Origin of the sequence: Streptomyces lushanensis, assembly GCF_001700515.1 — a bacterium.
Lineage (GTDB): Bacteria > Actinomycetota > Actinomycetes > Streptomycetales > Streptomycetaceae > Streptomyces > Streptomyces lushanensis.
This window is the reverse complement of record NZ_MAUD01000352.1, coordinates 1-8,400: the sequence shown is the minus strand read 5'-3', so window position 1 is coordinate 8,400 and position 8,400 is coordinate 1. Positions and strand designations below refer to the sequence as shown.

5 protein-coding genes and 1 pseudogene are annotated in these 8,400 nt (G+C 71.7%); 5 read left to right on the top strand and 1 reads right to left on the bottom strand.

Annotation, left to right across the window (positions count from 1 at the left end):
• The first annotated feature begins 227 nt into the window (after nt 1-227).
• On the top strand, nt 228-518 hold the full coding sequence (locus tag BFF77_RS25670; protein WP_066954008.1) for a hypothetical protein: 291 nt from the start codon (nt 228-230) through the stop codon (nt 516-518).
• Nucleotides 519-775: 257 nt separating this feature from the next.
• The gene (locus BFF77_RS25665; protein WP_245703706.1) at nt 776-2,566 is read left to right on the top strand and encodes a glycoside hydrolase family 13 protein; all 1,791 of its coding nucleotides are present in this window, start codon (nt 776-778) and stop codon (nt 2,564-2,566) included.
• Nucleotides 2,567-2,670: 104 nt separating this feature from the next.
• Here BFF77_RS25665 and BFF77_RS25660 read toward each other — a convergent pair whose 3' ends face one another.
• A complete protein-coding gene (locus tag BFF77_RS25660; RefSeq protein WP_066954006.1) occupies nt 2,671-4,773 on the bottom strand; it encodes a phosphocholine-specific phospholipase C in 2,103 nt (700 codons plus the stop codon).
• 442 nt (nt 4,774-5,215) lie between these two features.
• Here BFF77_RS25660 and BFF77_RS25655 point away from each other — a divergent pair, with 442 nt between their 5' ends.
• The 3 genes and pseudogenes from BFF77_RS25655 to BFF77_RS38275 all read left to right on the top strand — a co-directional run.
• On the top strand, nt 5,216-5,881 hold the full coding sequence (locus tag BFF77_RS25655; RefSeq protein WP_211280313.1) for a TetR family transcriptional regulator: 666 nt from the start codon (nt 5,216-5,218) through the stop codon (nt 5,879-5,881).
• 103 nt (nt 5,882-5,984) lie between these two features.
• Complete coding sequence (locus BFF77_RS25650) at nt 5,985-6,407, top strand: hypothetical protein (RefSeq protein WP_066954003.1); 423 nt, start codon at nt 5,985-5,987, stop codon at nt 6,405-6,407.
• A 10-nt stretch (nt 6,408-6,417) separates the two neighbouring features.
• Nucleotides 6,418-8,228 (top strand): annotated as a pseudogene (locus BFF77_RS38275) (CHAT domain-containing protein); the annotation flags it as partial.
• Nucleotides 8,229-8,400: the final 172 nt, after the last annotated feature.

The window sequence follows — 8,400 nt, the reverse complement described above, 5'->3', positions numbered from 1 at the left end:
AGAACACCCAGCCGTTCTCGGCCGGCAGGCCCGCCCGGCGCAGGGCCCGGCGGGCCCGTACCAGCCGGACGACCAGGACGATCGCGACGCCCAGGGTCACCGCGACCAGGAGGGCGGCCACGGCGATGAGGATCTTCAGTTCGCTGCTCATGGCGTGCTCCTCGTTCGGGGGTCGTGGGGCGGGGCCGTCGGGGCCCGCCCCACGACCCCCGAACGAGGAGCACGCCATGAGCAGCGAACTGAAGATCCTCATCGCCGTGGCCGCCCTCCTGGTCGCGGTGACCCTGGGCGTCGCGATCGTCCTGGTCGTCCGGCTGGTACGGGCCCGCCGGGCCCTGCGCCGGGCGGGCCTGCCGGCCGAGAACGGCTGGGTGTTCTGGGCGGCCGTCGGTTATCTGCTGCTCCCGGTCGACCTGCTGCCCGATCCGGTCCTCGTCGACGACATCGGGGTGCTGCTGCTGGCGCTGCGCTCACTGCGACCGCGGACGACGGAACTCCGCTCGAGGACCACTCGGTGACGATCACATCCACGGGTACGGCCACCACCGGCCACCACGGGCGGTGACGGCCCGGACACGGCGTCCACCAGCACCGCGCCGTCCGGCTCTGTCCCGGCCGTACGACGGCCGGGCCGGCGGAGCCGTGCACACTGCGGGAAGTGTCACACCTCGGACTGACCCGTCCGGTGCGCTCAAGGGATGATCGCACCGGCACCATGGCAGTCGGCCCAGCGCCCGCACATCCCGGCGCGAGTATCCCGGCACGAGAGGTATCAGTGACTCAGCACGCGTTCCCGGACGGCAACGGAAACGGCAGCGGCAACGCCGGCGGCAGCCGCGTCGACGGCGGCAGCGGCACACACGGCGACGGCGTCGGCGGCACCCGCGTCCTCCGCGACGACCGCGACTGGTGGCGGGAGTCCGTCGTCTACCAGGTCTACGTCCCGAGCTTCGCCGACTCCGACGGCGACGGAATGGGCGACCTCCGAGGGATCACCGACCGGCTCGGTCATGTGGCGGACCTCGGCGCGGACGCCGTCTGGCTCACCCCGTTCTACCGCTCCCCCCTGGCCGACGGCGGCTACGACGTCGCCGACTACCGCCAGGTCGATCCGCGCCACGGCACCCTGGACGACTTCCGCGCACTGCTGGGCCGGGCCAGGTCGCTGGGTCTGCGGACCATCGTGGACATCGTGCCCAACCACTGCTCCGACCAGCACCCGTGGTTCACCGAGGCCCTCGCGTCGCCGCCCGGATCCGCCGCGCGCGACCGCTTCGTCTTCCGGGACGGAACCGGCCCGGGCGGCGCGGAGCCGCCCTCCGACTGGCAGTCCAAGTTCGGCGGCGCGGCGTGGACCCGCGTCCCCGACGGCCAGTGGTACATGCATATCTTCGCTGCCGCGCAGCCCGATCTGAACTGGGAGAATCCCGAGGTCGCCGCCGAGTTCGAGGCCGTCCTGCGGTTCTGGCTCGACCTGGGCGTCGACGGCTTCCGCATCGATGTGGCCCACGGGCTGCGCAAGGACCTCGTCCCGCCGCTGCGCAACACCCACGGCGGTGACTCGGCGTCCCTCAACTCCCCGCCCAGCGGCGAGAACCACCCGTTCTGGGACCGCGACGAGGTCCATGAGATCTACCGCAGGTGGCGGAAGATCACCGACTCCTACGCGCCGCCCCGGATCATGGTCGCCGAGGCGGGCGTCAGCGCCGCCAGACTGCCGCTCTACACCCGGCCCGACGAGCTCCACCAGGCCTTCAACTTCTTCCATCTGCGCTGCCCGTGGAACGCGGGCTCGTTCCGTGACGTGATCGACACCTCGCTCACCGGGGCGGCGGCCAACGGAGCCCTGCCGACCTGGGTGCTCTCCAACCATGACGTGGTGCGCCATCCCACCCGGTACGGCCTGCCCGAGGGCACCGGACTCCGCGGCTGGCTGATGACCGGCGGCCGGGAACCCGTGCTCGACGAGGAGCGGGGCCGCAGGCGTGCCAGGGCCGCCGTACTGCTGACGCTGGCGCTGCCCGGTACGACGTATCTCTACCAGGGCGAGGAACTGGGCCTGCCCGAGGTGGCCGATCTGCCCGCGGACGCGCTGCGCGACCCGATGTGGGAGCGGACCGGGCACACGGTGAAGGGCCGCGACGGCTGCCGGGTGCCGCTGCCGTGGACCAGGACGGGATCCTCGTACGGCTTCGGGCCCGGCGGCACCTGGCTGCCCCAGCCCGAGGGCTGGGGCGAGCGCTCGGTCGAGGCCCAGACCGGCTCTCCGGGCTCCTTTCTGGAGCTGTACCGTACGGCGCTGCGCCTGCGCCGCCGCCATCTCGGGGACGAGGGCTTCACCTGGCTGCCGTCGGCGCCGGGCGAACTGGCCTTCCGCAAGGGCGGCAGCGCCGGAGGGAGCGGGAACACGGGCCTGGAGTGCCGGGTCAATCTCTCCGACGAGCCGCTGCCGCTGCCGGCCGGCTCCGAACCGCTGCTCGTCAGCGGCGCGCCGGCGGGCGACGGGACGACCGGCCCGCTGCTGGCGCCGGACACGGCGGTCTGGCTGAGGGCCCCGGCGGGCTGATCGGAAGCGGGGCGGACGGCCGGGGGCCGCCCGTACGACGTACGAGCGGCCCCTTTTCCCAGTCCTTTCCCGAGTCCTCGCGGCCGGACTGGGACGTACCGGTGTCAGCCGGTGATGATCGCCGGATCGCTCACACCCGGCGTGCCGTTCTCGACATGTCCGGCCAGCCGGCGCAGGAAGCCCCGGTCCTTGTCGGACACCACCGTCAGGTCGTACCAGCGCCTGGTGCCGTGCAGCTCCACCGGGTGTACGACATGCCCGCCCGCCGGCACCTTGACGGTCACGCTCTTGCCGCCGTACGCGTCGGTGATCGTCAGACGGCGGTCGGTCCTGCTCGCGTTCGTCAGGGTCAGCACCACACGCGAGGCGCCGGAGCCCTTGTGCCCATGGGCCTCGTGGCCCTTGCGGGTCTCGCCGGCCTCATGGCGGGCGCTCACCTCGGGGCCCGCCGTGGTGCCGGAGCCCTGGAACGTACGGAGGAAGCCGTTGGGCCCGAACACCGACAGGTCGTACGTGCCGTTCGAATACGCCGTGTTCCATGTGTCGGAGAGCCGCTGTCCGGCGCCGGTGCTGTAGGTCCACGGGCCGTCGGTGCGGTTCGCCGAGGTCACGGTGAAGGACGCGCCCGCCGAGGCGCCGCCGCTGAAGGTGAGCGTGAAACGCCCGGTCGAGGAGGCCGCGCTACCGTCCGCGAACGGCGCGTACGCCAGCGGGCGCGTGGGCCTGGAGCCCTTTTCCTGCTTGGGCAGGACGGCGCGGTCGGGCGGGACAGGCCGGTAGCTCGGGTGCCGCTCGTGGTCCGTCGGCTCGTACGCGTCGGTGTCCGGCAGCGACGCGGGCCTCGTGTCCTTGAGGCCGAAGTCGAAGGCGGAGGTCAGATCGCCGCAGATGGCGCGCCGCCAGGGTGAGATGTTCGGCTCGCGCACCCCGAAACGGCGCTCCATGAACCGGATGATCGAGGTGTGGTCGAAGACCTCCGAGCAGACGTAGCCGCCGGTGCTCCAGGGCGAGACGACCATCATGGGCACCCGCTGGCCCAGACCGTAGGGCCCGGCGGCATGGCGGCTGTCGCCCGGGAAGTGGTCGAGCGAGGTGTCGACGGTGGAGGCGCCCTGCGCGGCGGAGGCCGGGGGATAGGGCGGTACGACATGGTCGAAGTAGCCGTCGTTCTCGTCGTAGGTGATGAAGAGAGCCGTCCTGCTCCACACCTCGGGGTTGGAGGTGAGCGCGTCCAGCACCTGCGAGATGTACCAGGCGCCGTAGTTGGCGGGCCAGTTGGGATGCTCGGAGAAGGCCTCGGGCGCGGCGATCCAGGAGATCCGCGGCAGCTTGCCGGCCTTCACGTCGGACCTGAGGATGTCGAAGAAGCCGTCGCCGTTCTTCGCGTCCGTGCCCGTACGCGCCTTCTCGTACAGCGCGTCGCCGGGCTTGGCGTTGCGGTAGTTGTTGAAGTAGAGGAGCGAGTTGTCGCCGTAGTTGCCGCGGTAGGCGTCGTCGATCCAGCCCCAGCCGCCGGCCGCGTCGAGCCCGTCGCCCGTGTCCTGGTAGATCTTCCAGGAGACACCGGCCTCTTCGAGCCGCTCGGGGTAGGTCGTCCAGCCGTATCCCAGCTCGTCGTTGCCGAGGACGGGCCCGCCGTTCTTGCCGTCGTTGCCGGTGTGGCCGGTCCACATGTAGTAGCGGTTGGGATCGGTGGCCCCGATGAACGAGCAGTGGTACGCGTCGCACACGGTGAAGGCGTCGGCGAGGGCGTAGTGGAACGGAATGTCCTCACGCTTCAGATACGCCATCGTCCCCGGGGACTTGGCGGGGATCCACTGGTCGTAGCGGCCCTGGTTCCACGCCTGGTGACCGCCCGCCCAGTCGTGGTCGAGCCCGGCGATGAACTGCATACCGAGATCCTCGGCGTCCGGGTGGTACGGCAGGATGTCCTTGGTACCGTCCGACTGATGCCAGACCGACCGCCCGCCGACCGGCGTCACCGGTCGCGGGTCGCCGAATCCGCGCACGCCCTTGAGCGAGCCGAAGTAGTGGTCGAAGGAACGGTTCTCCTGCATCAGTACGACGATGTGGTCGACATCCTGGAGCGTGCCGGACCGCCGCCCGGCCGGGATGGCGGCGGCGCGGGCGATGCTCTCGGACAGTGCGGAGAAGCCGGCGGTCGCTCCGGCGATCTGGAGGAACCGGCGCCGATTGAGTTCGGGCATGAGCGTGGACCCTGTCTCTTCGGGGGTGTGCGGAACGGGGTGTGCGAACGAAACGGAAGAAGACGCTCAAGGTCATCCACCGAGAAGGAATGTCCGGTATCACTCACCCGACGCGGCGCGGTACACGACACGAACAGCGGCCCCGGCGAAGGATGCCGGGGGCTCGTCGTTCATGGAGCGAGGACGTTCATGGAGCGAGGACGTTCATGGTGTGAGGACGCTCATGGTGTGAGGACGATGCGGCCGTTGACGGAGCGGTTCTCCATCCGCTCGTGCGCGGTCACCGCGTCGGCCAGCGGGAGCACGTCGACCTCGGAAGGTGCGGCCGTGCCCGGCATCGATCCGGCCCGGGGTCAAGCCGTAACGCACCCATTGATGCGTTACGGCGAGCGCGGCATGAGTTCCCGGGGGTAACGCACCTCGCGAGCGTTAGAGTTCCGGTATGCACCGCAGAGCCCGATCGGCCGAGGACAAGGCACGTCGCTCCGAAGACCTGCTGGCGGCGGCCGAGGCGCTCGCCCCGGAGCTCGGCGGCGTCCGGCACATCACCCTGGCGCCGGTCACCGAACGCGCGGGCCTGCACCGCACCGGTGTGCGGCGCTACTACGCCAGCAAGGAGGAGCTGCTCCTCGAACTGGCCGAGCGGGGATGGGGCCGGTGGCGCGACGCGGTCACGGGCGAGGCCGGCGATCGCACCGGGCTCGGGCCCCGGCAGACCGCGGCGGTGCTCGCGAGCACCCTCGCCTCGCTGCCCCTCTTCTGCGACCTGCTGACGCACGTCCCGCTGTCCCTCGAAGGCGACGTCGGCATCGAGCGGGCCCGCCGGTACAAGACCAACTCCTTCGCCGCTCACGACGAGATCGTGAGCACACTGGATGGCGCGAGCAGCATGACGGCCGAGCAGATCCAGGGCCTGCTGGCCACGGCGCTCGCCCTCGCGGCCGCCTTCTGGCAGGTGTCGCACCCGACGCCGACGCTCGCCGCCCTGTACGAGCAGGAACCGCGCTGGGGCCATGTCGCCCTCGACTTCGCCCCGAGGCTCGGCTTCCTCCTCGAAGCGACCGCGGTCGGGCTCGCCGGGACGAGCGCCGACACGGACGCCGGCTGAGGAACCGTCCCGCGCGCCGTACCGCCCGGCACGCATGTGGCCGAAGAACTCCCTCACGGCGACGGTGCGTCATAGGGTTGTGGACGGAAGACGGAGGTCCTACGTGGTGGAGCGGAAGCCCGACGAGGGGTTCGCGTGCGAACTGGTCCTCAACGGGGATGTACGAGCGGACGCGCCTGCCGCTCTGGGCCGGAGGCTGTCCGAGAACGGGGCCGCGAGGGTCGTGCCGGCCTACGCCGCACGGCCCGCGCCGGGACGGCGCTCGGGCGGTGTCGTCGAGGTGGCCACCCTCGTGGTGACATCGGCCGGAACCCTGGTCCTGATCATCGACACGATCCGGGGCTGGCTGACCGAAGGGCGTAACGCTTCTCCGGCTCCGGGGAACGGGACGGACGCGGCGGACGCGAGCGGCGTCACATCGATCACGGTGATCATGGGGGACGACCGGGTGGAGATCATCCAGCCCTCCACCGCCGCCGAGGAGCGGCTCGTCGAGGCGTTCGTCCGGCGGCACACCCGGTCATGAACGGACCGTCATGAGTGAGCCGGCCACGCTGAACGTCCGGGTCACCGCACAGGGCATGACCGTTCGCTACGAGTACGACCTGCGGGTCGGCAGCGTCGTCGGCGACAGTCCTCCGCTCGAGATGGAGTACACGGTCGAGGTCGACCCGGGACTGGTGAGGGGCTGCCGCACCCGGATCGACGAGGCCCTGACGAGGGCGGCCGCCGGGGAACCGGACCAGGGGACCGGCCCGGTCAAGGAGCTGGCCAAGTGGGGCAGGCTGCTCTACGAGCATCTGTTCCCGCGGGTACAGGGCAGTGTGGCCGAGCTGGTGACCCGGCTGCGGGCGTCGGCCGGCCCCATCCTCGTACGGACGAACGAGCAGGAGGTCCCGTGGGAACTGCTGCACGACGGTACGGAATTCCTCGGCCTCAAGCATGACCTCGGGCGCCGGCTGATGGGCAGGCGCCCCGTCGTCGGCGGGCGCGGCATCAGCCGGGTCGGCCGCGCGCTCATCGTGGGCGACACCCTCGGCGATCTTCCCTCCGCGCGCGAGGAGGTCGTCAAGGTCGCGTCGTGGCTGGGCGGCCGTGGCATCGAGTGCACGGTGCTGCTGGGGCGGGAGGCCACCCTGCTCGACGTCGTCACGGAACTGGCCTCGGAGGAGGCGCCGTACGATCTCTTCCACTTCTGCGGTCATGTGGCGACCGGTCTCGGCACGACCGGGCTGATGATGCACGACCGTCAACTGCTCGGCGAGGTCGTCCTGCAGACGCTCTCGTCGCGCGGTGCGCCGCCGGTGGCCTTCATCAACGGCTGTGCCTCCGCCGGTGAGGGCGAAGTGGCCAACATGTGCATGTCCTTCATGGTCCTGGGCGCGAAGACCGTCGTCGGCACCCGTACGGATGTGGCCGACGAGGGCGCCTGGCGGTTCGCCGCCGAGTTCTACGGACGGCTGCTCGCGGGCGAGCCGGCGGGTGCCGCGGTCCGGGCCGCCCGCGTCGCGCTCCGTGAACGGCCGGACGCGGCCTGGGCGTCCTTCATCCTGTTCGGGGACCCGGCCGCGGGCCTCACCAAGGACGCGGCGGCGGGGAGCCCCGAGCCGTCCGAGGTGCCCGACGACGACCTGGCGATCGCTCTCGCCCCCGACGCCCAGGAGCTGATGCGGCGGGTGCGCGCGTCCGCCGCCGACCGGGGCGGGGTCGCCTCGGTCGATCTGCTGCAAGGGCTGCTCGGCGAGGCGGACATACGGCAGCGGATCGAGGAGAGCATCGGCGCGGGCGCCATGGAGGCTCTCGACCAGGTGATCCACCAGGTCCTCAGCCGCAGTTCCGGCACGGACGGCGGCGGTTCCGGCGCCGGTACGGCACGTGGCGGCATCCTGTCCGACACCGTCAACCGCGTGTTCGCGGACGCGGCCACCCGTGCCGCCGCGGACGGCAGGAACACCGTCACCACGGCCGACATCGCCGCGGCCTTCGTCGCCGTGGGCGGCGGTGTCTCCTCCAGGCTGCTGGAACTGTGCGGGGTCCCGCTGGAGCGGCTGCTGCCGGACGGCGCGACGGACACCCCGGACCGGGACATAGCGGACCGTGATGTCCCGGACTGTGATGTCCCGGGCCGGGACACGCCGGGCCGGGACACGCCGAGCCGGGACACGTCGGATCGGGACACCCCGGCCCCGGACGCGGCGGCGCCGACCGGCGCCGACCGGCTGCCGATGGACGACCTGAGCCGCAGCGCCGTGGGCATCGTGCGGCTCGCGAAGCTGCTGGCCGAGACGCGCGGCGAGATCATCGGCACCTACACGCTCCTGCTGGCCTTCGGCGCGATGGGCAGCGANNCCGGGCCCGGCTGCGCACCGCCGCCGAGCGCACCTCGTCCGGCCGCGTCGGCGAGGCCGCCATCCTGCTCGCCCTGCTGGAGGACGAGGAGTCGTCGGGGCGTGAGCTGATGCGGAAGCTCGGGATCGACCCCGAGCTCCTCATCCGGGCCCTGGGCCGGGCTCGCTGAG

What these genes read in the sequence shown, in the direction of transcription:
- BFF77_RS25670 (WP_066954008.1), top strand. Translation starts at nt 228, where the DNA reads ATGAGCAGCGAACTGAAGATCCTCATCGCCGTGGCCGCCCTCCTGGTC.
- BFF77_RS25660 (WP_066954006.1), bottom strand. Translation starts at nt 4,773, where the DNA reads ATGCCCGAACTCAATCGGCGCCGGTTCCTCCAGATCGCCGGAGCGACC.
- BFF77_RS25655 (WP_211280313.1), top strand. Translation starts at nt 5,216, where the DNA reads ATGCACCGCAGAGCCCGATCGGCCGAGGACAAGGCACGTCGCTCCGAA.